We start from the raw sequence: 24,604 nt of genomic DNA on the forward strand, positions 1-24,604 counted from the left end.
GAAAAGATCAGATGATCTTCTGGCCGACCAGGAACTCGGCGACCTTCGTGCCGCCGTCACCCTCATCGACGACCTTTTCGCCTGCGGTCTTCGCAGGCTTCGGGGTCGAGGCGGTGACTGTCGATCCGGCGTTGGCCAGGCCAACTTCTTCGGGTTCGACGCCGATGTCTGCAAGCGAAAGAGTGAGAACCTCTTTCTTCTTCGCCGCCATGATGCCCTTGAAGGACGGGAAGCGGGGTTCGTTGATCTTCTCGCCGACGCTGACGATCGCGGGCAGAGCCGACTCGAGGTGGAAGATGCCGTCGTCGGTCTCCCGCTCACCGGTCAGCTTCTCGCCGTCGACGGTCAGCTTGCGCAGGTGGGTCAGGTGCGGCAGTTCGAGGTACTCGGCGATGATCGCGGGCACGGCGCCGACGCGGCCGTCGGTGGCCTCGTTACCTGCGATGACCAGTTCGACACCTTCGACAGTGCCCAGCGCACGGGCGAGAACCCATGCGGTCTGGATGGCGTCGCTGCCGTGCAGTGCATCATCTTGGACGTGGATGGCCTTGTCAGCACCCATCGACAGCGCCTTGCGAATCGCATCGGTGGTGCGGGCGGGGCCAACGGCCAGCACGGTCACCTCGCCACCGTTGGCTTCCTTGATCTGCAGAGCCTCTTCGACGGCCTTCTCGTTGATCTCGTCGAGCACAGCGTCGGCAGCTTCGCGATCGAGTGTGTAGTCACCATCGCTGAGCTTCCGCTCGGAGTACGTGTCAGGGACCTGCTTGATCAGAACGACAATATTTGTCATGGGTCTACGTCGACCTCCTGCGTAGGGTTCTGGACAACTTACCCGTCGGTAAGTACGCCTTGTTCTGTACCACCTTAGCGCGCACTAACAGGAGGTCGACCACCCGATTCTGTCACAATGACCTCCGTCACATTCCGACGGTCATGACGGATCCGCGCCGAAGATCTGAACTCCGGTTCCAAGTCGCCCTTCAGGTCCGACTCCGCGACCACTAGGCTCCCCTAAATGGCCAACCGCACGCGTGGATCGCAGGACACCGTCACCCAGCCCGACACGGGTGCATCGGCGGCGCCCACGCTTGCCCTCACCGGCGAACGAACGGTTCCCGGGATCGACGAGGAGAACTACTGGTTCCGCCGTCACGAGGTGGCCTATGAATTCATACTGCAACGTTGCAGCGGTAAAGACGTGCTCGAAGCCGGATCCGGGGAGGGCTACGGCGCCGACCTGATCTCGACTGTCGCCACCGGTGTCACCTGTGTCGACTACGACCTGTCCGCAGTGCAGCACACCCGCGCCCGCTATCCGCAGCTGACCATCCATCAGGCCAACCTGATCGAGTTGCCCATCGCGGCCGAATCGGTGGACACGGTCGTGAACTTCCAGGTGATCGAACACCTCTGGGATCAGCCCGCTTTCATCGCCGAATGTCTGCGCGTCCTACGTCGCGGCGGCGAACTCCTGATCTCGACCCCCAACCGGATCACCTTCTCCCCCGGCCGCGACACCCCCCTCAATCCTTTCCATACCCGCGAACTGAATCCCGCCGAGCTGCGCGAACTCCTCGAGGACGCCGGTTTCACGGTCACCGAAACACTCGGGGTCTTCCACGGCGCCGGGATGCGCACCCTCGACAGCAAGTGGGATGGTTCGTTCATCGACGCCCAGATCGAACGCGCCCTGTCCGGGCAGCCATGGCCGCAGGAGCTGACCGACGACGTCGCCGGGGTCGGGACCTCCGACTTCGACATCACTGCCAACGACCTCGATGCGAGTCTCGACCTGCTGTTCATCGCGGTGAAGCCTTGAGAGACAACGCCTTGCCAGACAAGGCGAGTCCGGCACCGGGCATGTTCAGTCTGGTGCTGCACTCCCATCTGCCCTGGCTGGCCAATCACGGTCGCTGGCCGGTCGGCGAAGAGTGGCTCTACCAATCGTGGGCCGCGTCGTACCAGCCGGTGTTCGCCGCGCTCCGACGGCTCGCCGCCGACGGCTTCACCGACCAGCTGACGCTGGGCATCACGCCGGTCCTGGCCGCCCAGCTCGACGATCCACACTGCCTGACCTCGATGTACGAATGGCTCGCCGATTGGCAGCTCCGCGGCGCCGAGGCCGCGATCTCCCGCGCCGACACCGGCAGCGCAGCACGTCCCACCGCATCGATCAACGAGCTCGGTACCCGCGAATACCGCAGTGCCGCAGCTGCATTGACCGACTTCGAAACACATTGGCGCCACGGTGGTTCCGCGCTGATCCGGTCAGTGGTCGACTCCGGCACGATCGAGTTGCTCGGCGGACCGCTGGCCCACCCGTTTGCGCCACTCCTCGATCCCCGACTGCGAGATTTCTCGCTCCGCGAAGGTCTGTACGACGCGCAGCTACGGTTCAACACTCGCCCAGAGGGGATCTGGGCACCGGAATGCGCCTACGCGCCGGGCATGGAGACGGACTACCAGGCCGCCGGTGTCCGGCACTTCATGGTCGACGGACCGGCCCTGCACGGCGACACCGGCCTGGGCCGCACAGTCGGCGACAGCAATGTGGTCGCCTTCGGCCGCGACCTGCAGGTGTCCTATCGGGTGTGGTCACCGAAATCGGGCTACCCGGGCAATAGCGCCTACCGCGACTTCCATACGTACGACCATCAATTCGGCCTGAAACCGGCGCGGGTCACCGGACGGACCGTCGCAGGCCCCGACAAGAAGCCCTACGAACCGGCCCGCGCACAGGCCGCGCTTCGCCGCCACGTCGACGACTTCGTCACCTGCGTCCGCGAACGATTGATCAGCGAGAGCGAACGCATCGGCCGTCCGGCACATGTGGTCGCCGCGTTCGACACCGAACTGTTCGGTCACTGGTGGCACGAGGGACCGCAGTGGCTCGAAGCCGTCCTGCGCGCCCTGCCCGAGGCCGGGATCACCGTCGGCACACTGAAAACCGCACGCGACGAGGGTTATGTCGGGGCGCCGGTGGAGCTGAGCGAGTCGTCCTGGGGTTCCGGCAAGGACTGGCGGGTGTGGAACGGTCCGGTCGTCGAAGACCTGGTGAGGATCAACGCCGAGGTGGTGTCGGCGGCACTGGCCACCGTCCAGAAGCGCCGCGATCAACAGCCCATGCGTGATCATGTCAGCGATCAGATCCTGCGCGAGACACTGATGACCCTGTCATCGGACTGGCCGTTCATGGTGTCCAAACAGACCGCGGCCGATTACGCCCGCAATCGTCTCTACACCCATGCCCACGCGACACGGGAGATCTGTGATGCCGCCGACCGAGGGCGGGAATCGGTTGCGGCACAACTTTCGTCGCAATGGAACCGGGCCGACAACCTGTTTGCCGGACTCGATGCACGTCGATTGAATTTTGCGGGGCGGGAATCACTATGAGATTGCACGAGATTCGGATGGCGGGGGCAGCATGAAGGTTCTGATCGTGTCGTGGGAGTACCCACCCGTGGTGGTCGGGGGCCTGGGCAGGCATGTGCACCATCTCGCCGTCGAACTCGCCCGCGCCGGACACGACGTGGTGGTGCTATCGCGGCAACCCGGCGGCAGCGACGGACTGACCCATCCCGGCACCGACGCCGACAACGAGGGTGTTCGCGTGATCGCCGTGGCCGAGGATCCGCCGCACTTCGTCTTCGGCGACGACATGATGGCCTGGACCCTCGCGATGGGGCACTCACTCCTGCGCGCCGGGCTCAGGTTGGGTGACTGGAAGAACCTTGACGCCGAAGGCCCATGGATTCCCGACGTGGTTCATGCCCACGACTGGCTCGTCGCCCACCCGGCGATCGCGCTGGCCGAACACTTCGATGTCCCGCTCGTCAGCACCATCCACGCCACCGAGGCCGGCAGGCACAGCGGCTGGGTCAGCGGTCGGGTGAATCGACAGGTCCACTCGGTCGAATGGTGGCTCGCCGCCGAATCCGATGCGTTGATCGCCTGCTCACAATCGATGCACGACGAGGTGAACCGCCTGTTCGGCCCGGAACTCGCGGAGATCCACACCATCAACAACGGCATCGATGTGCAGGCCTGGCCGTTCGCTCAGCGCATCCCCAACAGTGGGCCGCCGAGCCTGCTCTACGCCGGACGCCTCGAGTACGAAAAGGGTTTGCAGGACGCGATTGCCGCGCTGGCCCGCATCCGCCGGACATACCCCGGCACCACACTGACTGTCGCCGGCGACGGCACACAGCTCGACTGGCTGCAGGAGGTCGCGCGCAAACATCGTGTGTCACGGGCCATCCGGTGGGTCGGAAGTGTCGACCGGATCGGCCTGACCACGCTGATGCACGACTGCGATGCGATCGTCCTGCCCAGCCGATACGAGCCGTTCGGACTGATCGCCCTCGAGGCGGCCGCGACCGGCATCCCGCTGGTCACGTCGACCGCCGGTGGGCTCGGTGAAGCCGTCACCGACGGTGTGACGGGGCTGAGTTTCGCACCCGCCGACGTGACGGGTCTGACGGCCGCGATCCGCGGGGTCCTCGGCGATCCAGGTGCCGCACAGCAACGTGCCATCGCCGCCCGCGCCCGGGTGGCCGACGGTTTTGCCTGGAACCAGGTCGCCGAACGCACCGCCGGGGTCTACCTCGCTGCGAAACGCCGCATCCGGCGTCCAATGGGCCGACCCGACATCGTCGAACGTCCACTGCCCGAACGTGACCCGGCGGTCCCCGTGGTCGCCGCACTCCCCGTCGACTGACGCCGACGCGCGCCGGGTTCCTGCCCGACTAGTGTTTCCGGGATGCCTGCGCGGCAGCCTTTTTGCGTTCGATATCGGCCAGGGCGCGCTCGAGTTCGGCACGCTCCTGCGCGTTCGACGCCCAATCATCCTTGCGGTTCTTGACCACGCGGGCCGGTGATCCGACGGCGATGGAGAAGTCCGGGATAGTGCCCTTCACCACGGCGTGGGCTCCCAGGACGCATCCGCGTCCGACGATCGTGTTGCGCAGGACGGAAACCTTGGTCGCGATCCAGGTGTCCGGGCCGACCCGCACCGGGCCCTTCACGATGCCCTGGTCTTTGATCGCCACGGTGATGTCGTCCATCTTGTGGTCGAAGTCGCAGATGTACACCCAGTCGGCAACCAACGTGGATGCCCCGATCTCGATGTCGACGTAGGCGTTCACAACGTTGTTCTGACCGAAGACAACCTTGTCACCGATCCGCAACGAACCCTCGTGACAGCGGATGGAATTGCCGTCGCCGATATGGACCCAGCGACCGATCTCCATGCGGGCGAGCTCGGGAGTCGAATGGATCTCGACGTTCTTGCCAAGAAACACCATGCCCCGCAGGATGATGTGCGGATTGGCCATCTTGAACCGCAGCAACCGGAAGTACCGGACCAGGTACCAGGGGGTATAGGCCCTGTTCTGCACCACCCAGCGCAGCGAATCACGGGTCAGGAAGCGGGCCTGCCCGTCATCGCCTCGCAGACCTGCACGCCACCGGCGACGCAGTGGCGCATTCCACATGCTCGTCATGGCTACGAAGACTAACGGGGGACGCCGATACCCGAGGTCGTGGGTCCCGCGCGATAGGCTCAGGCCCGATCAAGGCGAAGGGACGCAAGAGTCACGATGAGGATGATGGAGACGCGGCGGAGCTCGACCACCAAACGGTCCGGGCGCCGGGTGATTGCGCGGGCTGCCGCGGTGTTGGTGCCGATTCTCGCCGTACTCCTGAGCTCTTGTTCGGACGGTGTGGACGATGTCCGGTCCGTGGCCAGCGCGGGCTGGTCGAGCTACGGCGGCAACGCGCAGAACTCCAACTTCGCCTACCCCGAGATCCGCAGTGACCTCACGTTGTCGTGGTCGCGGCCGGTCGGTGGCCAGATCAGTGCTCCCCTGACGATCTCCGGGCGTTCCAATGTCAACGTCACCGCCACCACCGACGGCGGCTGCAACACCTTCCAGTTCGACCAGCGTGCCGGTCGCAAGAACTTCTGCAAATACCTCGGAGACGGTGTCGACCTGAACTCGATGCTCGTCGATCAATACGAGAACATCTACATCGGCCGGGCCGGGACGTTCTTCGGTCTCACCGGTAGCGGCGACACCAGATGGCAGTTCGGGGTCGTCGGGGTCCCGGTTTCGGCCAAGTTCGCAGGCCCCGGTTCGGTACTGATGGTCAGTCACCTCGGACAGGTCCTGCTGTTCGACTCGCAGACCGGCAAATTGCAAGCCCCCGGGATCGCGTTGGTGCCCGGCGTCGACCCCACCAAACCACTCGAGGGTCTCGGAGACTGCATCACGGGCGGGCCTGCGTGCCCCGTTCAGGCAGCACCTGCCGTCGACGACAACCGCGATCGCTTCTACCTCAACTTCTGGCCGAAAGGCGAGATCGCTTCCGGCGTCCGTGCTTTCGATTACGGCGAGCAGGACGGCAGTCGCTCCATCCGCGAAGCCTGGAGTGCAGAGATCCCCGGTGGCGTGATCGGGCCGCCGACTCTGTCCATCGACCGCTCCACGCTGTACGTGTTCAACCGCCTCGGCAGCATCTACGCGCTGGACGCGCAGACCGGTGAGCCGAAATGGGATTACTTCGTCGGCAACTTCGGCTTCGCCACGATGACGGTGGCCCCGGACGGACTGTTCATCCCGACCGGGCCGCTCAATTCCCCCGTCCGGGCCTTCCGCGACGAAGGCGACAAGGCCGTTCCGGTGTGGGAGCGCACCGATCTGCGATCGGTCAGCCTGGCAACGCTGACCAACTCGGGGACCGCGTGGACCGTGGTTCGTGAGCCCGGCGAGGACAACCTCACCCTGACCGAGCTGAACTCCCGTGACGGCACCACCAAACGCACCCTCGACATTCCGGGCGCAGTCGGTTTCACCACCGGTGTTGCCGTATCCGCATCGGGCCAGGTGGCCGTTGCCACCCATCTCGGCGAGGTCTTCTTTTTCGACTCCCCCAAGAACTGACCCACCCTGCCAGCGCGTCAGGCGCGGCGGAGGCCTGCCTCGCAGATGAACATGACCCCGCGACGGCCGATACGGGTGATCACCACCGCCAGCGACTGTGAACCCTTGAGCTTCAGCCGCTTCCGCAGGGCATCGGGGTCGACGTCGATGCCGCGCACCAGGATCTCCACTGCGCCGCAGTCGAGTTCGGCCAGTCGGCGTTTGAGCTGTTTCTCGGAGTAGGAAAGCTGTTCCAGCACCCGCCAGCCCCGCTCCCCGACCGGTAATTCGTCGCCACTGAGGTACGCGATCTGGGGATCGAGCTGCCACAGATCATGGGCTTTGCCGTAGTGCCGCACCAGACCCGCGCGGACCACTGCACCGTCGGGATCCATGATCCAGGTGCCGGCATCATCGACACCGGCACTGTCATCGGCAGCATCCGTGACCTCAAAGCTGTTGCCTTGTGTGCGGATCACGGTGGCGCGGCGCGTGACGCCAGGTGTCGGCTCGGTCCACAGGCAGGCCTCACGGACTCCCCCGTCGAGCGAAACCACTTGCACCTCACCGGTGAATCCATGGCGCTCGCGCAACAGGTCGTAGTCCAGGCCGGGTGCCGACTTCACCACCAGTGGTTTGCCGGCATAGACGTCGAGGACGTCCAGCAGCGGCGGTTCGGTGTCCTCGATACGGAAGCTGCGCCGGCCGCCGCTACGTCGGGCCGGGTCGGCGATGAACACGTCGGCATCACTACTGGGCACCAACGCATCTGCCCGACGCAGCGTCGCTGCGGGGACGTTGTTCTCGGCCATCGCCAATCGCACCTCGTCGAGGTCGCTGCCGATGACCTCGCCGAGGCCGTCCTCTCGGGCCAGTGCGGCGAGGTCAGCGCCGATGGAGCAGGTGACGTCGTGAACTGTGGCCCCCGGATAGCGCGCTGCGAGTTCGGTCGCCCGGTGATCGGCCACCGGATAGGCGGTCGCCTGCTGCAACGCATCCACGGTCAGCAGCAGGCGCTCGGGGTCACGAAGTTTGCCAACGGCCTTGCGCCGCAACGTGACCGTCTCGACCAGCACTGCCTGATGTGGCGAGAAACTCCGTGCAAGTTTGTCGATGTCACCGAGCATCGTGTCGGGTTGCAGCACAAGCGAATCAGCGAACGCCAGGGCGCTGCGTCCGGCATCGGAACGCAGATATGCAACGTCGTCGATCGAGAAGTCGTAGCCCACGGGTATAACTGTAACGATGTCGAATTCGAGGAGATCGTGAGTAGTAAATCTCGGGGCGCGGGAATCCTGGCAGTTGTGATCGCGGCCGTGATCGGAGGAGTCGCCTGTACGGAAATATCCGGCGACACCCTCGTATCAGCCCCACCTTCAGCCACACCGCAGCTCACCCCAATAGAAGCCGCCGCACCGGTATCGAGTGATTTCGACGCTGCCCGTACCCAATTGGAGATGCTGGCGGTCAAGGGCCGGGCACCCAAAACCGGTTACGCCCGTGACGAGTTCGGACAATCCTGGACCGACGACGTGAATGTGGAGTTCGGCCACAACGGATGTGACACCCGCAACGACATCCTGCGCCGCGACCTCACCGAGGTCACCGCCAGGCCCGGCACCCGGGAGTGTGTGATCCTGACCGGAGTGCTCTTCGATCCGTACACGGGCAGGACCATCGACTTCGTCCGCGGCGAAAAGACCTCTACCGCAGTGCAGATCGATCATGTTGTCGCATTGTCAGATGCCTGGCAGAAGGGTGCGCAGCAACTGACTCCCGAGCGGCGCACCGATCTCGCCAACGATCCGATGAACCTTCAGGCCACCGACGGTCCCACCAATTCACGCAAGGGTGCCGGCGACGCCGCCACCTGGCTACCGCCGAGCAATGCCTATCGGTGCACCTACGTCGCCCGCCAGATCGACGTGAAGGCCCGCTACGACATCTGGGTCACCGCTGCCGAAAAGGAAGCGATGACCCAGATCCTGACTACCTGCTGACCGAAGTTGGTGGGTTCTGGTGAGCGCGACCTGCGCATTTACTCGCCAGAACCCACCACTTCCGGTTTTTACTCGGGCTTGGTGCCGGTGATAATGACGTTGTAGAAGAACTTCGGGGGGACGACCTTGCGGAGGACGTTCTCGTCCAACCAGGTGAGGTTCTTCCAGCCACCGAAGGCGAAACGCGCCCAGCCCCAACCGAGCTTTCCGGGCGGGACCGCTGCCTCGAAGGTACGCACCGGCCATCCGAGCATCGCTGCTGCGAACTCTTCGGTTGCGGTCTTGACGTTCACCGCACCGGCCGAGCGCGACATCTTCTCGAGGTCACTCGGATCGAACGTGTGGATGTCGACAACCGCTTCGAGTGCTGCGGCCCGCGACGACTCATCGAGCTCTGCCTGCGGCCGGCGCCAGCTCTGCAGTGGACCGAACTTGGTGACGGTGGTGGTGGCAGCCCAGGTGGCCCGGGACAACCAGCGTGCGTAGAAGTCACCGATCGTCGACGGCTCGCCGGCGAAGATGAATCGGCCGCCCGGCTTGAGCACCCGGACGACCTCGCGTAGCGATTTCTCGACGTCCGGAATGTGGTGCAGCACAGCGTGCCCGACCACGAGATCAAACGTGTTGTCCTCGTACGGGATCGTCTCGGCGTCGGCGACCCGGCCGTCGACGTCCAGACCCAGGTGCTCGGCGTTACGCAGGGCGACCTTGACCATGCCCGGTGACAGGTCGGTGACCGACCCCTTCTTGGCGATACCGCCCTGCATCAGGTTCAGCAGGAAGAATCCGGTGCCACAACCCAATTCGAGGGCGCGCTCGTACGGCAACGGCTCGTCACCTGCCACCGCGTCGAAACGTCCACGGGCGTAGTCGATGCAGCGCTCGTCGTAACTGATCGACCATTTGTCGTCATACGACTCGGCTTCCCAGTCGTGGTAGAGCACCTGGGCGAGCTTGCTGTCGTGCAATGCCGCCTGCACCTCGTCCGCGGTTGCGTGCGGGTTGGGCGCGGGATCGTTGGGAGACGAAGTCATAGCTCTACAACCACTTTCGCATCGATGTGCTGATTTACCGAGGTGCCTATTTACCGAGGAACTTTGCTTTGCCCGGCCCGTTCTCGATGAACGAAGCCATGCCGATCTTGCGGTCCTCGGTGGCGAACAGCGCCGCAAAGACGTGCTCTTCGATCTTCAGGCCGGTGGTCAGGTCGGTGTCCAGGCCCTCGTCGATGGCAGCCTTGGCGGCCGCGATCGCAACACTGGCCGCACCGCTGAACTGGGAGGCCCACTTGAGGGCTGCGTTGTATACCTCATCGGGTGCGACGACCTCATCGACCAGACCGATCTCCAGGGCTTCGGCGGCACCGACGAAACGTCCGGTGAAGACGAGGTCCTTGGCCTTGGCCGGTCCGATCAGACGTGCGAGACGCTGTGTGCCACCGCCACCGGGGATCAGGCCGAGCAGGACCTCGGGCACGCCGAGCTTCGCGTTGTCGCCAGCGATCCGGCGGTCCGCGCCGAGCACCACTTCGAGTCCGCCACCGAGCGCGTAGCCGGTGATGGCCGCGACCGTGGGCTTCGGGATGGTCGAGATCGAACCGATGTCGCGCTGCAGCCGACCGGCCACCTTGCGCATCTCGGCGTAATCCATGTCGTTCATCTCTTTGATGTCGGCACCGGCCGCGAGGACCTTGGGTCCGCCGTAGACAACCACGGATTTGATGTCATCGCGCAGGGTCGCCTCGCGGGCGGCCTCGGCCAATTCGGTCTGGACCTGACGGCTCAGCGCGTTCATCGGCGGGCGATTCAGGAGGATGGTTCCGACCCCGGGAAAGTCCTCGGAGGTCTGCAACGATACGAACTCAGGCATGCCTGGCAGGCTACCGGGTCCACCGCCGATACCCTACTGTCGGGTAATGGCAACAAGCTCGCACGGCGAGCCGGTTGAGGTCCAGGTCGGTGAGCGCCTCGTCCGCGTCTCGAGTCCACAGCGCGTGTACTTCCCGGCGCGCGGTGAAACCAAGCTCGACCTCGTCCACTATTACCTTTCGGTCGGCGACGGCATCGTGCGCGCATTGCGGGATCGACCCTGCATGTTGCACCGGTATCCCAAGGGGGTGGCCGGCCAGAAAGTCCATCAGAAGCGGATCCCCGCCGGTGCCCCCGACTGGCTCGAAACCGTCAACATCTACTTCCCCCGGTTCGGCAGGACCGCCGACGAAGTCTGCGTGACCGAACTGGGCAGCGTGATCTGGGCCGTGCAGATGTCGACCGTCGAGTTCCACCCATGGAACTCCCGCCGCTTCGACACCGAGAAGCCCGACGAGTGGCGGATCGACCTCGATCCGATGCCGGACTGTTCATTCGACCGGGTCCGCCGCAGCGCACACGTCGCCCATGAGGTGCTCGACGACCTCGGGATCCGCGGCTTCCCCAAAACCTCGGGGGGTTCGGGTCTGCACATCTACGTCCGCATCGAACCCGAATGGGGTTTTGCCGATGTCCGTCGGGCGGCGCACGCGTTTGCCCGTGAGGTCGAGCGTCGCGCGCCCTCCGAGGTCACCACCACGTGGTGGCGCAAAGACCGCGACCCGACAACTGTTTTCGTCGACTACAACCAGAACACCCGCGACCACACCATCGCCGGCGCCTATTCGGTGCGCGGCAACCCCGAGGGCACTGTCTCGACACCGATCACCTGGGACGAGATCGACGACGTCGAGCCTGCGGGGTTCACGATCGCCACCGTCCCGGCCCGCTTTGCCGACCTCGGCGATCTACACGCCGAGATCGACGACAAGGCGTATCGCCTGGACACGCTGCTCGAGTGGGCCGACCGTGACGAGCGTGAAGGCGCCGAACCCATACCCGATCCCGAATGACCGACGATCGCGTCGGTTTCGGCCCACTCGGCATTGAGTAGAAGCCACTGCCTGAAGATAGTGGTTCGTTCGTCCGATTGACCCGATCGGCGCGATTCCGATGGGATTGCGGGAATGGCGGCGACGCTTACATCCCGATCGAGAGTGAGTTCCACGATGGCGTCTGCCAGCGACATTTACCTGATGCCCGGCGAGGATGTAACACACTCTGCCGACTTTCCCGTTGAATCGACTTTGGTCTCTACCATCTTTCCCAACCTGAAATCGACACTGGTGGTGACCGATTGCCGTGTGATCGTTCGCCATCCGCAGATCGTTCTTGGCGTCTTCCCCGCGGGATACACCGAGACTTTCTGTCCGCTCGCCGACGTCAGTGAGGTGGCCAGCGGCGTGGCGGTCAATGCGCGCAGATTCACTGTCGGTGTCCTGGTCTTGATTGCCGGGCTCTTGTCGGTGTTGTCGGTGCCGACGGCGGGCCCGGTCGCCTACGTACTCACTCCGGTCCTGCTTGTCGTCGGAGCATTTCTGGTCACGTCCGCCTACACGCTCGGTTTGTCGATTCGGAACAGTGGGGGCGGCGTCATGGCAATCACGACACCGAAGCGAACTCGCGATGCGGTCGAGGCCTCGCGGAATGTCATCGCAATGCTAATTTTCGACACAGCCGACGATTTGGAAGAAATCTGACCGCTCTGAGGTGATGCGCGCCTATCGATCGACCGGTCAGGTCACTTCAGGAACGTGCGCTCGACGCCGTAGACATCTTCTTCATCGAACACGATCCGGACGCGTTCGCCGGTCGAGACGAGGGTGGGCTCGATGGCCTGGATGGTCCGCTCACGGGTGAGTGCTTCGTCGACGCTGCCGCATTCGGTCAGGTCGCGCAGTTGCGCCCAGGTCGGCGGCAAGAGCAGCGTGTTGCCCGCCTCCCAGTCCGCGAGCGCCGCCGCCGGTGTGCTCCAGCCACTCTCGGACGCCTCGGTGGTCTCGCCGTCGGCGTGCTGCCCCTGCGGGAGTACCGCGAGGAAGAAGCGGGTGTCGTAGCGCCTGCGCTCTCCGAGCGGGGTGATCCAGTGCGCCATCGGACGCAGCAGATCGGCCCGCAGCAGCAACTGATGGTCGCGGAGGAACTGGGCAAACGACAGCGACTTGTCGACCAGCGCCGCACGGTCCGCGCTCAGCGCCGAGGTGTCGGGAAATGTTCCGTCGGCGTCGGCGGCCAGCAACACACCGCACTCTTCGAACAGCTCCCGGACCACCGCGCACACCAACTCTTGTGCGGTCGCCGCATCGGTGTGGAACTGCTCTGCCCACCAGTGCTCATCCGGACCGACCCAGGCAAGGTCGGCCTCGGCATCGCGAGGGTCGACGCCGCCGCCGGGAAAGACGGTCACGCCGCCTGCGAAGTCCATGGCTTTGACCCGGCGCATCAGAAATACGTCGATCGGGGTCTCGGGTTGCGGATTCTCGCGAATCAGCACCACGGTCGCGGCACCGCGGATCGGGACCGATTCCGGATCCTCCGCGAAGGTGAACCTACTCATTCTGCACGCCGCCGGTGCCCGCCCGCGCGACGCGATCGCCTGGCGAAGTAACGGCCACCCGACCTGGTCAGGACGATCGACTGGCTGAACGCCGCCGACAGGTTCGCCGACGTCACGACGTCTTCCACCAGTCCCTGTGCCACCACCACGCCCTCCTTCAGCAGCATCGCGTGTGTGAACCCGTTGGGGATCTCTTCCACATGATGTGTCACGAGAACGGTCGCAGGAGCATCGGGGTCGGCGGCCAGCACCTCCAGGCGCGCCACCAGTTCTTCACGACCACCGAGGTCGAGTCCGGCCGCCGGTTCGTCGAGCAGGAGCAGTTCGGGATTGATCATCAGCGCCCGCGCCACCAGCACTCGCTTGCGCTCGCCTTCGGACAGCGTGCCGAACTTCCGGTTCGCCAGATGCTCGGCACCCATCGATTCCAGCATCTCCAGCGCCTGATCTCGATCGACCTGGTCGTAGACCTCTTTCCAACGACCCAGGACCGCGTAACCGGCGGAGACCACCAGGTCACTGACCACTTCGTCGGCGGGGATGCGATCGGCGAGCATCGCCGACGTCACGCCGATCCGCGCGGTCAGCTCCCGCACCTCGGTGCGCCCGACCGGCTCCCCGAGCAGAAACGCACTTCCGCTGCTCGGATGGGTTTCGGCGGAAGCCATCCGCATCAGCGAGGTCTTGCCCGCGCCGTTGGGTCCGAGGATCACCCACCGTTCGTCGAGTTCCACCTTCCAGGTGATGGGCCCGACGAGGTTGTTTCCCTCACGTCGCAGCACCACATCTTCAAAGTCGATCAGCAGGTCCGGATCCGTTTCACGCACCCCCCTATCGTGCCGCACGGCATCGGCTCACAGGGCGCCCAGGTTGGAGTGTCGGGAAACGAAACGAAAATCAGTTCTGCCCGGAATCGGGCTCGACCATCGCAAAATCAGCAAAGTCGAAGCCGGGCACCACAATACAACTCACCAACGACGCCTCATCGCCGTGCGGCGAAGCGCGCTGCCATTCGCCGGGTATCACCACATATTGGGGATGTTGACCGGCAAGCACGTCCGATCCGACGTACACCGTGTGCTCACTCGCCGGCGCCGTTCCCAGACCTCCCAGGCCCAACGCGACCGGAGCACCACGGTGATGCAGCCAGATCTCGGATCCGCGCACGGTATGCCACGCCGATTGTTGTCCGGGCATGAGCAAGAAGAGGATCGCAGTGGCGCCCGGCCGCCCGGCGGGATATCCCTGCGGTAGCACCGATTTCGGGATGGCCAGATCACTGATCCAGGTCTGACGATAGAAGCCACCCTCCGGGTGAGGTGCCAGATCGAGGTTCGCGGCCCAGTCCGGAAGTTCAGTCATGGCACGAGACTAATCAAGCACGGCACATGCCGCAGGCCAGGGACATCGGGGGCGGTAGGAAGAGCGCAGGTCGAGTCGAGGGCCGAAAGCGCTCACCACGGAATCAGCCCGGATGTTCCGGCAAAGGTGGCCGTCTGGGCGGCCGGTCCGGCTGTCGCAGCAGCCACGATCACCGCCGCACCTACCTCTACGCTCTGGGTACCTTGATGTCCGTTCAAATCGGTGGCGGTGAAACCCGGATCGACCGCAGTGACGGTGAGTTGCGGATATGCCTGCGCGTACAGGATGGTCAGCATGTTCAATGCCGCCTTGGAGGAGTTGTATGCCGGCAGGGGCGCCCAGGCTTCGAGGATGTGCGTGTACGCGGCAGGATCGGCGTTGATGGCCAGCGAGCCCAAACTGCTGCTGACATTGACAACGGCCGGCGCATCCGAAGCCACCAACAGCGGCAGGAACGCGCGCGTGGTGCGGACAGCGCCGAAGACGTTGGTGTCGAACACTTCTTGAAGGTCCGCTGCGGTCACATCCCCGGTCGCTGCGGTCGGGCCGGCGATGGCGGCGTTGTTGATCAGCACATCGATATGCCCGACCTCGGTCCGCACAGCATCCGCCGCAGCGGACACCGATGAGTCGTCGGTGATATCGATCAGCAGCGGCCGGGCACCGAGTGTCTTCGCGGCGATCGAACCCCGCTGCCGATCCCGCGCCCCGAGAAACACTGTGTGGCCCAGATCGATCAGGCAACGGGCTGTTTCGAAGCCGAGACCCTTGTTCGCCCCGGTGATCACATAAATTGTCATTGCCCCAGCCTGCCGGGCAGATCCCGAAACAGACAGGGCCCTCATCAACAGGAGGTCCGCCAGTACCAGGCTAACCTGCGGGCCGAAACCCCCAGGAGCGGGCGCTTACGCTACTGATCTCCTAGATCCGCAGCGCCAGTGCAGGATTCATGAGCTTGCGCTAAACCCCGCCGGTCTCCGCGATCACGGTCATCGAACCCGGTGCGATCTCGGTGAACCCGGCGTCGCGGACCGCGACCGCCGTTCCGCCGGCATCCGCGGACACCAACTGTTCCCACCGCGATTTCGACGACATCCGGACGCGCACCGGGCAGCCGTCAGAAAACCATTGCGCCGCTTGACCGAGATCCATCAGTTTGACCGCCAGCATCGACGCATGTCCGACCTGTGCCGCCAGCTTGCCCACCGACATCTCCAGCGTCGGGTTGACCCACAGGGTCGGACGGAGGGCAGCAGTGTCGACGTCGACATCGGATGGCGGGTTGTCGCCGCGATCGTCGACCTCGGTACCACCGATCTGCAGTCGTGCGATCCGGCGATCGGTCTGACCCACCGGGCCCGGCACGATCGCCCTGGCCTGCGCCGACCCATACGTGGCGGTGACTCCCGGAACGTCCTGAGCTGCTTCCCAATGTGCGCCGCGGGCCCGACGGGCGATCTTCCGGATCCTGGCATCGCACCAGTTGTCCATCGCCGCCGCCCACGGCCCACCCGACCCGCTGCGCTCATCAAGACACAACAGCGCCACCGCGGATGCGGCCGCGGTCAGCAGGTCAATCCGGCCGACCGGCTCAGACTTCGGGATGTGCAACACCATCTGCATGGCCAGCACCTGCCCGGGATCGTCCGGATCGCTGTGTCCGCCAACGTATCCGACCAAGCGTTGGTAGCGCTGCTCGAAAATGTCGGGACGTTCGGCGTCGTCCGGATCCTCCGGCGCTTCGGGTTCCATGGTCAATTGAGTGGTACGCGACGCATGACACCATCGATGGCGTCTGCCGCTTCGATCTCGTCGCGCGTGACGCCGAGGATGAAGAGCACCGCATCGAGGAACGGATGCGACAGCGCCGCGTCGGCAACTTCCTTCAGAGCTGGCTTGGCGTTGAACGCGATCCCCAATCCGGCGACCGTCAGCATGTCGATGTCGTTGGCCCCGTCGCCGACGGCGATGGTCTGCTCCATCGGGACACCCACGCTGTCGGCAAAGGCCCGCAGCGCCGTGGCCTTTCCGGGCCGGTCGACGATCTCACCGATCACCCGGCCGGTGAGTTTGTTGTCCGGACCGATCTCCAGGGTGTTCGCCTTCACGAAGTCCAATTCGAGTTCGTGCGCCAGCGGCTCGATCACCTGACGGAATCCACCCGACACCACGCCACAGTGGTAACCCATCCGGTGCAGCGTGCGAATGGTGGTACGGGCACCCGGTGTCAGCTCGAGTTCGTTCGCAACCTCATCGAGGACGGACACATCGAGACCGGCGAGCGCCTTGACGCGCTCGTGCAGCGACTCGGCGAAGTCGAGTTCACCGCGCATTGCAGCCTCGGTCACGGCAGCAACCTCGGCCTCACGCCCGGCCCGGGCAGCGAGCATCTCGATGACCTCGCCCTGGATCAGCGTCGAGTCGACATCGAAGACGATCAGTCGTTTTGCGCGTCGGGCCAGGCCACCACGTTCGACGGCCACGTCGATGCCGTGCTGACTCGCGATACTGGCCAGGCCCTTGCGGAGTGCGGCGTCGGCAGCAACACTGTCGCGGTCGACGCTGATCAGGAGTTCGAGTCCGGTGACCGGATAGTCGGCGATGCCGCGGATCGAGTCGATGTTGCCGCCCTGGCGGGCCAACTCTCCGGCAAGTGCACTGAAACCCTTTGCACTGACCGGACTTCCGAGAACAACCACCGCGTGGGTCGAGAGCCGCCGGGTTGCGTTTTCGGCGCCGACCTCGACGGTGACGTCGATGCCCACCGAATCCATCGCCTGCTCGATGACCTCTTGGAGTTCTTCGCTGTCGCCGAAGCATTTCACCAGGACACCGAGCGTCAGACGCGCTCGGATCACGACCTGCTCGACGTCCAGAATGCTGACCTGCCGAGTGGACAGCGCTCCGAAGAGCACCGAGCTGACACCCGGTTTGTCGTGTCCGGTGACAGTGATGAGGACAGTGGTTCCTTCGGAACCCGCGGGCGCGCCTGCACCGGGGTTGATGTTGCTGGTCACGTCAGTTCTGATCAGATTCTGTGGAGGATTCGTGGCTACCGACCTCGAGCGGCCCGTGCTTGGCCGCTTCGGCTTTCTCACTGGTGTGACCCACATGGGCTTCGTCGCGCATACGTCCAACCATATGCGGGTAGTGCAATTCGAATGCAGGCCGCTCCGACCTGATGCGCGGAAGCTCGGTGAAGTTGTGGCGCGGCGGCGGGCAGCTGGTGGCCCATTCGAGCGAGTTGCCAAAGCCCCACGGGTCATCGACCGTGACGACCTCGCCGTAGCGGTAACTTCGGAAGACATTCCACAGGAACGGCAACGTCGAGACACCGAGGATGAACGCACCGATCGTCGAGACCACATTCAATTCGGTGAATCCGTCGGTACTCAGATAGTCCGCGTAACGACGCGGCATACCTTCACCGCCGAGCCAGTGCTGCACCAGGAACGTCATATGAAAACCGATGAATGTCAACCAGAAGTGGATCTTGCCCAGCCCCTCGTCGAGCAACCGTCCGGTCATCTTCGGGAACCAGAAGTAGATGCCCGCGTATGTGGCGAACACGATCGTCCCGAACAGCACGTAGTGGAAATGCGCGACCACGAAGTAGCTGTCGGTGAGTTGGAAGTCTAGCGGTGGACTCGCCAGGATCACACCGGTCAGACCACCGAACAAGAACGTGACGATGAAGCCGACAGCAAACATCATCGGCGTCTCAAAAGTCAGGTGACCCTTCCACATCGTGCCGATCCAGTTGAAGAACTTCACACCCGTCGGCACCGCGATCACAAACGTCATGAACGAGAAGAACGGCAACAGCACCGCACCGGTGGCGTACATGTGGTGCGCCCACACCGCCACCGACAGCGCCGCGATCGCAAGGGTCGCGTAGATGAGCGTGGAGTAGCCGAAGATCGGCTTGCGGCTGAAGACCGGGAAAATCTCCGAGACGATGCCGAAAAACGGCAGCGCCACGATATACACCTCGGGATGTCCGAAGAACCAGAACAGGTGCTGCCACAAGATCACCCCACCATTGGCCGGGTCGTAGAGAACCGCATCGAATTGACGGTCGACCTCAAGTCCCATCAGAGCCGCGGTCAACAGCGGGAACGCCATCAAAATCAGGACGCTGGTCACCAAAATGTTCCACGTGAAGATCGGCATCCGGAACATCGTCATACCGGGTGCGCGGAGGCAGGCAACGGTGGTGATCATGTTGACCGCACCGAGAATGGTGCCCAGCCCCGACACCCCCAACCCCATGATCCACAGGTCGCCGCCCGGCCCGGGCGAATGGATCGAATCAGTCAACGGCGTGTACGCCGTCCAACCGAAGTCAGCTGCACCACCGGGGGTGATGAAGCCGAGCAGCGCAACGGTGGAGCCGAACAGGAACAGCCAGAAGCTGAACGCATTCAGTCGCGGGAACGCAACGTCGGGAGCACCGATCTGCAGCGGCAGGACAACGTTGGCAAAACCGATCACGATCGGGGTCGCATACATCAACAACATGACGGTGCCATGCATCGTGAACAGCTGGTTGTACTGCTCGGTCGACAAAAATTGCAGACCGGGAACGGTGAGCTCGGCGCGCATCAGCAGCGCCATCAGGCCGCCGATGAGGAAGAACGCAAAACAAGCGACCAGATACATGATGCCGATCAACTTGTGATCGGTGGTCGTGAGCATCTTGTAGATGAACGACCCCTTGAGCCCCGTGCGCTGAGGGTAGGGCCGCACCGGCAGAATCGAGGTGTCGGGCTTGTCTACTGCGGTCACGGGTTCCCCCTACCTGCACGGTGTGTTGAAGACCTGAGGTCAGCTCGGATCCGGATCGGTGGACGCCTCGTGAGTGCCGACCGTCAGTACATCGCGACGCGCTTTCTCTGCGTGGTCACTGCTCTTCCCGTGGCCCGGTCCCACATGTGCCTCGTCGCGCATGCGATCGATCATGTGCGGGTAGTGCAACTCGAATGCAGGCCGCTCCGAACGAATCCGGGGAAGCTCGGTGAAGTTGTGTCGCGGCGGCGGGCAACTGGTGGCCCATTCGAGCGAGTTGCCAAACCCCCACGGGTCATCGACGGTCACAACCTCGCCGTAGCGGTAGCTGCGGAACACATTCCACAGGAACGGCAACGTCGATACCCCGAGGATGAACGCACCGATCGTCGAGACCACGTTCAGTTCGGTGAACCCATCGGTACTGAGATAGTCGGCATAACGACGAGGCATACCCTCAGCACCGAGCCAGTGCTGCACCAAGAACGTCATATGAAACCCGATGAACGTCAACCAGAAATGGATCTTGCCCAGCCGCTCGTCGAGCATGCGGCCGGTCATCTTCGGGAACCAGAAGTAGATGCCGGCGTAGGTGGCGAACACGATGGTGCCGAACAGCACGTAGTGGAAATGCGCGACCACGAAGTAGCTGTCCGTGAGTTGGAAGTCGACTGGTGGGCTCGCGAGCAGCACACCGGTCAGACCACCGAACAAGAACGTGACGATGAACCCGACCGAGAACATCATCGGCGTCTCGAAGGTCAGATGACCCTTCCACATCGTGCCGATCCAGTTGAAGAACTTCACACCGGTTGGCACTGCGATGAGGAATGTCATGAACGAGAAAAACGGCAACAGCACCGCACCGGTGGCGTACATGTGGTGCGCCCACACCGCCACCGATAATGCCGCGATCGACAGCGTGGCGAAGACCAGACCGCTATAACCGAAGATCGGCTTGCGACTGAAGACGGGGAAAATCTCCGAGACGATGCCGAAGAAGGGCAGCGCCACGATATACACCTCGGGATGTCCGAAGAACCAGAACAGGTGCTGCCACAAGAGCACGCCACCATTGGCCGGGTCGTAGAGAACAGCATCGAACTGGCGGTCGACCTCGAGTCCCATCAGAGCTGCGGTCAACAGCGGGAACGCCATCAAAATCAGGACGCTGGTCACCAAAATGTTCCACGTGAAGATCGGCATCCGGAACATCGTCATCCCCGGAGCGCGGAGGCAGGCAACGGTGGTGATCATGTTGACCGCACCGAGAATGGTGCCCAGCCCCGACACCCCCAACCCCATGATCCACAAGTCGCCGCCCGGTCCGGGCGAATGGATCGAATCAGTCAACGGCGTGTAGGCCGTCCAACCGAAATCTGCCGCACCACCAGGAGTGATGAAGCCGAGCAGCGCAACGGTGGAGCCGAACAGGAACAGCCAGAAGCTGAACGCGTTCAGTCGCGGGAACGCAACGTCGGGGGCACCGATCTGCAGCGGCAAGACAACGTTGGCAAAGCCGATCACGATCGGGGTGGCATACATCAACAACATGACGGTGCCATGCATCGTGAACAGCTGGTTGTACTGCTCGGTCGACAAGAACTGCAGACCGGGAACGGTGAGCTCGGCACGCATCAGCAGCGCCATCAAACCGCCGATGAGAAAGAACGCAAAACAGACGACGAGATACATGATGCCGATCAATTTGTGATCGGTGGTCGTGAGCATCTTGTAGATGAACGACCCCTTGAGCCCGGTGCGCTGGGGGTAGGGCCGCACCGGCACAACCGACGTCGTGGGCTTGTCTACTGCGGTCACGGGTTCCCCCTACCTGCACAGGTCGGCCGCGACATCAACGATCCTTGATCAGTGACCGCGACTCACGAGCTCGGCACGATTCTTGGATCTGATCGTAAACCCAAACGACGACAGAAACCGGCCATCTCCTACGAACTGTAGGAGATGACCGGTTTCAGTGTGTTAAAGAGTGTTCGAGACCTGAGGTCAGCTCGGATCCGGATCCGAGGACGCCTCGTGAGTGCCGACCGTCAGTGGTTCGCGACGCGCTTTCTCTGCGTGGTCACTGCTCTTCCCGTGGCCGGGTCCCACATGTGCCTCGTCGCGCATGCGATCGATCATGTGCGGGTAGTGCAGCTCGAACGCGGGCCGCTCCGAACGAATCCGGGGAAGCTCGGTGAAGTTGTGGCGCGGCGGCGGGCAGCTTGTGGCCCATTCGAGCGAGTTGCCAAAGCCCCACGGGTCGTCAACCGTGACAACCTCGCCGTAACGGTAGCTACGGAAGACGTTCCACAGGAACGGCAGGGTCGAGGCACCGAGGATGAACGCACCCACGGTCGAGATCACGTTGAGCGTGGTGAACCCGTCCGTACTCAGGTAGTCCGCGTAACGGCGAGGCATGCCCTCGTTGCCCAGCCAGTGCTGGACGAGGAAGGTCATATGGAAGCCGATCATGGTCAACCAGAAGTGGATCTTGCCCAGCCGCTCGTCGAGCATGCGTCCGGTCATCTTCGGGAACCAGAAGTAGATGCCGGCGTAGGTGGCGAACACGATCGTCCCGAACAGCACGTAGTGGAAGTGTGCAACCACGAAGTAGCTGTCAGAGAGATGGAAGTCGAGCGGCGGGCTGGCGAGCAGCACACCGGTCAGACCACCGAACAAGAACGTGATGATGAAGCCGACCGAGAACAGCATCGGCGTCTCGAAGGTCAGATGACCCTTCCACATCGTGCCTATCCAGTTGAAGAACTTCACACCGGTTGGCACTGCGATGAGGAATGTCATGAAGGAGAAGAACGGCAACAGCACCGCGCCCGTGGCGTACATGTGGTGCGCCCACACCGCCACTGACAGAGCCGCGATCGAGAGCGTCGCGTAAACCAGACCGCTGTAACCGAAGATCGGCTTACGGCTGAACACCGGGAAGATCTCCGAGACGATGCCGAAGAATGGCAGCGCGATGATGTACACCTCGGGATGCCCGAAGAACCAGAACAAGTGCTGCCAGAGGATCACACCACCATTGGCCGGGTCGTACAGGTTCGCACCGAACTGACGGTCGACCTCGAGCCCCATCAGAGCTGCGGTCAGCAGCGGGAACGCCAGCAGGATCAGGACGCTGGTCACCAGGATGTTCCAGGTGAAGATCGGCATGCGGAACATGGTCATACCGGGTGCGCGGAGGCAGACCACGGTGGTGATCATGTTGACCGCACCGAGGATGGTGCCCAGACCGGACACGCCGAGTCCGAGGATCCACAGGTCGGCGCCGGCGCCGGGCGAATGCACTGCGTCGGTCAGCGGCGTGTAGGCCGTCCAGCCGAAGTCAGCTGCACCACCGGGGGTGATGAAGCCGAGCAGCGCAACGGTGGAGCCGAACAGGAACAGCCAGAAGCTGAACGCATTCAGTCGCGGGAACGCAACGTCGGGGGCACCGATCTGCAGCGGCAGGACAACGTTGGCAAAGCCGATCACGATCGGGGTCGCATACATCAGAAGCATCACGGTGCCGTGCATCGTGAACAACTGGTTGAACTGCTCTGTCGACAAGAACTGCAGGCCGGGAGCGGCGAGCTCGCTTCGCATCAGCAGGGCCATCAGGCCACCGATGAGGAAGAATGCGAAACACACAACCAAGTACATGATGCCGAGCATCTTGTGATCAGTTGTCGTCAGCATCTTGTAGATGAACGACCCCTTTGGCCCCGTGCGCTCGGGGTAAGGCCTCACCGGAACCACCTGCTTGGTGGGCTGGTCTACCGCGGTCACTGATCCTCCTACCTGCGTGGCCACTCCGGTCCGCCGCGGCGAAGAATCTTCCGCTCACGACATGAGGGCACGGCGATGAATGTGCGCTGTGAAGATGGTAAACCCTCTCTTGCGAAGCAGCCGCGCGGGCTCCTACGAAGTGTCGTATTTCGATGCGGTGCTCTCGATCCGGCGCACCGAGGGCAACCTTTACCAATCGGGTCAGTGCTAGTTTGGTCGGGAATTCGACCACCTCCAGACGACATCGAAAGAGTGGCAGTGAGCGATGTGATCCGCGCTCGGCGCGGTATGGCGGTCTTGGCATTGGCAGCGTTGGTCAGCGTCGGCATGACCGGTTGTATCGAGTCGACGGTGCCCGGTGGCGAGGGTTCGGTCGACCGGACCACCTCACGCGTTGCCGCGGTCAATCTGGTCGACCCGGATCGGGACGCCAACACGACCTGTCAGCCGACTGCCGCGCTCGACCCCGGCGCACCGGATCCCCTACGGATTCTGGTTGCCGATCCGAGCCTGCTCGACGCGCTGTGCGCGCTCGGGCTCCAGGACCGCGTGGTCGCCACGACAACTGCGGACGGCACACTGCCGACCTATATGGGCGATACGGTGCATTCACTGCCCACCATCGGCGACGTCCGAGATCCTGATACTGCCAAGGCCGCTGCCGCCGATCCCGATCTCGTTTTGACCGTCGGGAACTCCCCTCTCACCGCCTCGCTCCGTGACGTCCCGGATACGACCATCGATCCGGAAGCGGACTGGAAGCAGCGGTTCGTCGCCGTCGCGGCCGCAGTCGGCCGGACCGAGGCCGGGGACGAACGACTGCAGGGATATCTCGACACCGCCGCGACCATCGGCAAACGTAACGGCGCGCGATTCACCCAGGTCTCCCTGGTGCAGTTCACCGCAGATTCCACGATCGTCATGGGCACCGACACGTTTGCCGCGCGGGTCCTGACCGATGTCGGCGCGCAGCGGCCCCCTGGTCAGCGTGAACCCGAACCAACGGTGCTCGACGACAAGAACTTCGAGATCGCCGACGGCGACATCGTCTACATCGGCTTCGACGGCCCCGAAGGGCAGGACTACGGCACATCGGTCCTCGAGACAGATCGCTGGCTCGACATGGGTGCGCCCGCTTGGGGACGCTCGCGGATCGTCGAAGATCAGGTGTGGTTCGGCACCGGTGGACTCTGTGCCGCCAACATCGTCCTACTCAACCTCCGCGGCTCCCTCTGAACTCTCCAGACACGGGGTTCATACAGGTCAGCGCCATGAATCGAGTTGCGATCACGATGACCGCAACCTTGTGCCCGG

General features: G+C 63.6%; 22 protein-coding genes. 8 read left to right on the top strand and 14 right to left on the bottom strand.

What is annotated here, in order from left to right:
- Positions 1-7: 7 nt before the first annotated feature.
- Positions 8-793: an electron transfer flavoprotein subunit beta/FixA family protein gene (locus tag AC1TQG_RS01125; protein ID WP_482135117.1), complete on the bottom strand. Its 786-nt coding sequence runs from the start codon at positions 791-793 to the stop codon at positions 8-10.
- Between the two features lie 225 nt (positions 794-1,018).
- Between AC1TQG_RS01125 and AC1TQG_RS01130 the strand changes: the two genes are divergently transcribed.
- From AC1TQG_RS01130 to AC1TQG_RS01140, 3 genes are read left to right on the top strand one after another with little or no spacing between them, the layout of a single operon-like run.
- Positions 1,019-1,822, top strand: coding sequence for a class I SAM-dependent methyltransferase (locus tag AC1TQG_RS01130; RefSeq protein ID WP_482135118.1), 804 nt, complete (start codon positions 1,019-1,021; stop codon positions 1,820-1,822).
- Between the two features lie 41 nt (positions 1,823-1,863).
- Entirely contained in the window at positions 1,864-3,399 is a 1,536-nt protein-coding gene (locus AC1TQG_RS01135; RefSeq protein WP_482137219.1) for a 1,4-alpha-glucan branching protein domain-containing protein, read from the top strand.
- A 31-nt stretch (positions 3,400-3,430) separates the two neighbouring features.
- Positions 3,431-4,723, top strand: a complete 1,293-nt coding sequence (locus AC1TQG_RS01140; RefSeq protein ID WP_482135119.1) for a glycosyltransferase family 4 protein — start codon at positions 3,431-3,433, stop codon at positions 4,721-4,723.
- 28 nt (positions 4,724-4,751) lie between these two features.
- Here AC1TQG_RS01140 and AC1TQG_RS01145 read toward each other — a convergent pair whose 3' ends face one another.
- Positions 4,752-5,507 carry an acyltransferase gene (locus AC1TQG_RS01145; protein WP_482135120.1) on the bottom strand — a complete coding sequence of 252 codons (756 nt, stop codon included), beginning with the start codon at positions 5,505-5,507 and terminating at the stop codon, positions 4,752-4,754.
- A gap of 102 nt (positions 5,508-5,609) precedes the next feature.
- Between AC1TQG_RS01145 and AC1TQG_RS01150 the strand changes: the two genes are divergently transcribed.
- Complete coding sequence (locus AC1TQG_RS01150) at positions 5,610-6,947, top strand: outer membrane protein assembly factor BamB family protein (RefSeq protein WP_482137220.1); 1,338 nt, start codon at positions 5,610-5,612, stop codon at positions 6,945-6,947.
- A 17-nt stretch (positions 6,948-6,964) separates the two neighbouring features.
- On the opposite strand, the gene AC1TQG_RS01155 is transcribed toward AC1TQG_RS01150, so the two are convergent.
- Positions 6,965-8,155, bottom strand: coding sequence for a class I SAM-dependent methyltransferase (locus tag AC1TQG_RS01155; protein ID WP_482135121.1), 1,191 nt, complete (start codon positions 8,153-8,155; stop codon positions 6,965-6,967).
- 36 nt (positions 8,156-8,191) lie between these two features.
- Here AC1TQG_RS01155 and AC1TQG_RS01160 point away from each other — a divergent pair, with 36 nt between their 5' ends.
- Positions 8,192-8,926: an HNH endonuclease family protein gene (locus AC1TQG_RS01160; protein WP_482135122.1), complete on the top strand. Its 735-nt coding sequence runs from the start codon at positions 8,192-8,194 to the stop codon at positions 8,924-8,926.
- A gap of 68 nt (positions 8,927-8,994) precedes the next feature.
- Here the strand turns inward: AC1TQG_RS01160 and AC1TQG_RS01165 are convergent, their stop codons facing one another.
- Together AC1TQG_RS01165 and AC1TQG_RS01170 are read right to left on the bottom strand one after the other, a co-directional pair.
- Positions 8,995-9,960 carry a class I SAM-dependent methyltransferase gene (locus tag AC1TQG_RS01165; protein WP_482135123.1) on the bottom strand — a complete coding sequence of 322 codons (966 nt, stop codon included), beginning with the start codon at positions 9,958-9,960 and terminating at the stop codon, positions 8,995-8,997.
- 46 nt (positions 9,961-10,006) lie between these two features.
- Positions 10,007-10,795 carry an enoyl-CoA hydratase/isomerase family protein gene (locus AC1TQG_RS01170; RefSeq protein WP_482135124.1) on the bottom strand — a complete coding sequence of 263 codons (789 nt, stop codon included), beginning with the start codon at positions 10,793-10,795 and terminating at the stop codon, positions 10,007-10,009.
- 46 nt (positions 10,796-10,841) lie between these two features.
- Between AC1TQG_RS01170 and ligD the strand changes: the two genes are divergently transcribed.
- Positions 10,842-11,807: a non-homologous end-joining DNA ligase gene (gene ligD / locus AC1TQG_RS01175; RefSeq protein WP_482135125.1), complete on the top strand. Its 966-nt coding sequence runs from the start codon at positions 10,842-10,844 to the stop codon at positions 11,805-11,807.
- A 291-nt stretch (positions 11,808-12,098) separates the two neighbouring features.
- The gene (locus tag AC1TQG_RS01180; protein WP_482135126.1) at positions 12,099-12,494 is read left to right on the top strand and encodes a hypothetical protein; all 396 of its coding nucleotides are present in this window, start codon (positions 12,099-12,101) and stop codon (positions 12,492-12,494) included.
- A 41-nt stretch (positions 12,495-12,535) separates the two neighbouring features.
- Here the strand turns inward: AC1TQG_RS01180 and AC1TQG_RS01185 are convergent, their stop codons facing one another.
- From AC1TQG_RS01185 to ctaD (AC1TQG_RS01225), 9 genes are all read right to left on the bottom strand, one after another.
- Positions 12,536-13,351, bottom strand: a complete 816-nt coding sequence (locus tag AC1TQG_RS01185; protein WP_482135127.1) for an NUDIX hydrolase — start codon at positions 13,349-13,351, stop codon at positions 12,536-12,538.
- A complete protein-coding gene (locus AC1TQG_RS01190) occupies positions 13,348-14,178 on the bottom strand; it encodes an ABC transporter ATP-binding protein (RefSeq protein ID WP_482135128.1) in 831 nt (276 codons plus the stop codon). Before AC1TQG_RS01190 ends, AC1TQG_RS01185 begins: the two co-directional genes overlap by 4 nt.
- A 70-nt stretch (positions 14,179-14,248) precedes the next feature.
- A complete protein-coding gene (locus tag AC1TQG_RS01195) occupies positions 14,249-14,713 on the bottom strand; it encodes a cupin domain-containing protein (protein ID WP_482135129.1) in 465 nt (154 codons plus the stop codon).
- A gap of 92 nt (positions 14,714-14,805) precedes the next feature.
- On the bottom strand, positions 14,806-15,513 hold the full coding sequence (locus tag AC1TQG_RS01200; RefSeq protein ID WP_482135130.1) for an SDR family NAD(P)-dependent oxidoreductase: 708 nt from the start codon (positions 15,511-15,513) through the stop codon (positions 14,806-14,808).
- A 160-nt stretch (positions 15,514-15,673) separates the two neighbouring features.
- Positions 15,674-16,465 (bottom strand): aminoacyl-tRNA hydrolase, encoded by a 792-nt coding sequence (locus AC1TQG_RS01205; protein WP_482135131.1) that lies wholly within the window; start codon positions 16,463-16,465, stop codon positions 15,674-15,676.
- 2 nt (positions 16,466-16,467) lie between these two features.
- On the bottom strand, positions 16,468-17,730 hold the full coding sequence (gene serB, locus AC1TQG_RS01210) for a phosphoserine phosphatase SerB (protein WP_482135132.1): 1,263 nt from the start codon (positions 17,728-17,730) through the stop codon (positions 16,468-16,470).
- A gap of 1 nt (position 17,731) precedes the next feature.
- Positions 17,732-19,501: an aa3-type cytochrome oxidase subunit I gene (gene ctaD, locus AC1TQG_RS01215; protein ID WP_482135133.1), complete on the bottom strand. Its 1,770-nt coding sequence runs from the start codon at positions 19,499-19,501 to the stop codon at positions 17,732-17,734.
- A gap of 39 nt (positions 19,502-19,540) precedes the next feature.
- Positions 19,541-21,322 carry an aa3-type cytochrome oxidase subunit I gene (gene ctaD / locus AC1TQG_RS01220; RefSeq protein ID WP_482135134.1) on the bottom strand — a complete coding sequence of 594 codons (1,782 nt, stop codon included), beginning with the start codon at positions 21,320-21,322 and terminating at the stop codon, positions 19,541-19,543.
- Between the two features lie 186 nt (positions 21,323-21,508).
- Complete coding sequence (gene ctaD, locus AC1TQG_RS01225; RefSeq protein ID WP_482135135.1) at positions 21,509-23,290, bottom strand: aa3-type cytochrome oxidase subunit I; 1,782 nt, start codon at positions 23,288-23,290, stop codon at positions 21,509-21,511.
- Between the two features lie 258 nt (positions 23,291-23,548).
- Here ctaD (AC1TQG_RS01225) and AC1TQG_RS01230 point away from each other — a divergent pair, with 258 nt between their 5' ends.
- The gene (locus AC1TQG_RS01230; protein ID WP_482135136.1) at positions 23,549-24,526 is read left to right on the top strand and encodes an ABC transporter substrate-binding protein; all 978 of its coding nucleotides are present in this window, start codon (positions 23,549-23,551) and stop codon (positions 24,524-24,526) included.
- Positions 24,527-24,604: the final 78 nt, after the last annotated feature.

The organism is Williamsia sp. Y844 (assembly GCF_056786475.1).